Below are 1,652 nucleotides of genomic sequence, written 5' to 3' on the forward strand. Positions count from 1 at the left end.
CCGACGCCCGACCATTCCAGACAGCCAAAGTGCTGCAAAATGTCAATCAGGCTGACAAACTCCTCCCAGTGCCGCTGCGACTGACGACTCAGCTTTTCTTGCCGATCGTCCAGTTCATCCCGAATCGCCTGCATTCGCTTTTGGCGCTTAAGAATATTGGTGCGATTGCCCCAGCCATGCACCGGATGCGATTGAATTTGCGCCTCGACTGTCTGCATCCGCTGGAGTTGCTCGTACACTTCTGGCGCGCTTTCTTCGAGCGGCGGCGGCGTGGGAATCTGGCGGGCGATCGTCCATGTCTGCTCAGTGCCGCTGCGGACCTGCCCCGGCTTTAGCGGCAGCTCAGTGGGAGGACTGAGGTAATCAGCACCAGACACGCGCGGAATCTCTGCCCGCAGGCTAACCACATCGCCCACGGTTGCTACGTACCAGCGGTTGTCCTGCCCCAGACAAACTAGCAGCGGAAACTGCCCAGAGCTTGGGGCTTTTGTAACTAATACAGCGGGGACTGGATTAGCTACCGGAACATTGGGACCTTTCAGGCTCAGCACTGTTCCAGCCACCGCAAACGAGAGCGCGATCGGCAAGTCGCCGCTCTGCATTTCCACCGCTTGCTCCTGCAAAATCTTCAGCAGGCGGCGTTCTTCTTTCAGGCGCTCTTGCAGCTTTTCGTACTGCGTTAGCAAGTCCCAATCGACCGAGGCAATTTGCGCTTCTAGCTGTCCTAACTCGGCTTTCAGAGCGTCGATCGCGTCCTGCTGCGGACGCAGATACAGCGTCGCAAGATACTGCCCAAAGCTGCGCTCGATCAGCTCTTTGGCTTGTTCCAGCGTGTGGGTTTGCAGCAGATTTAGCACCATACCGTAGCTAGGAGCAAACTGGCTCACCAGTGGATCGGCAGGAGACGTTGCCAAATAGGACGCTTCCCGTGCGCCCTCAAACGGCGTTTGTGCCGTCACCACATGCCCCAAAATATCCATACCGCGCCGTCCTGCCCGCCCTGCCATCTGCAAGAACTCCGAAGCAGTGAGCAGACGGTGCCCTAAATCCGTCCGCTTGGACAGGCTGGAAATTACCGTCGTCCGGGCAGGCATGTTGATTCCGGCTGCCAGAGTTTCGGTGGCAAACACGACTTTGATCAAGCCCTGCTGGAATAATTCTTCGATCAAGCCTTTCCAGGCAGGCAGAATTCCGGCGTGATGGGCAGCAATGCCTCGATACAGCGGCTCAATCTGGTCGGCACGTCCGGCTTCAGGGTTACGGGCAAGGAATTCGTCTACGCGCGATCGTAGCTGCTCCGCCTCCGCCTCGTTAACCAGCAGCGGTAGGGCACTCACATCTGCCACCGCTTGGTCGCAGCCCTTGCGGCTAAAGATGAAGTAGATTGCAGGCAGCATATCTCGCTGCTGTAGCTGGCTAAGCAAAAATGCCAGATTTGGCGTTTCTTGGCGGGGTGTGCGTCCTCTGTTGCCTTTTGCGCCTTTGCCGCCCTTGGGTTTTAGCCGGGGATTAACTCGTTTGCCGCTGTCGTCTAAGAGCGGGAATAGCCCCTTAGGAGAGCAGAAGTGGAACTGGAGCGGAACAGGGCGAAAATCTGAGTAGATTAGCTCTGTGGGACCGTGAACCCGATCGATCCAGTCGGTAAGCTGATC

General features: G+C 57.3%; 1 protein-coding gene. It reads right to left on the bottom strand.

Annotated features, from left to right (window positions below):
• Window positions 1–1,652: helicase-related protein (locus H6F43_RS00080; protein ID WP_277879829.1), on the bottom strand; the 1,652-nt coding region annotated here is incomplete at both ends.

Origin of the sequence: Leptolyngbya sp. FACHB-36, from assembly GCF_014695955.1 — a bacterium.
GTDB lineage: Bacteria > Cyanobacteriota > Cyanobacteriia > Leptolyngbyales > Leptolyngbyaceae > FACHB-36.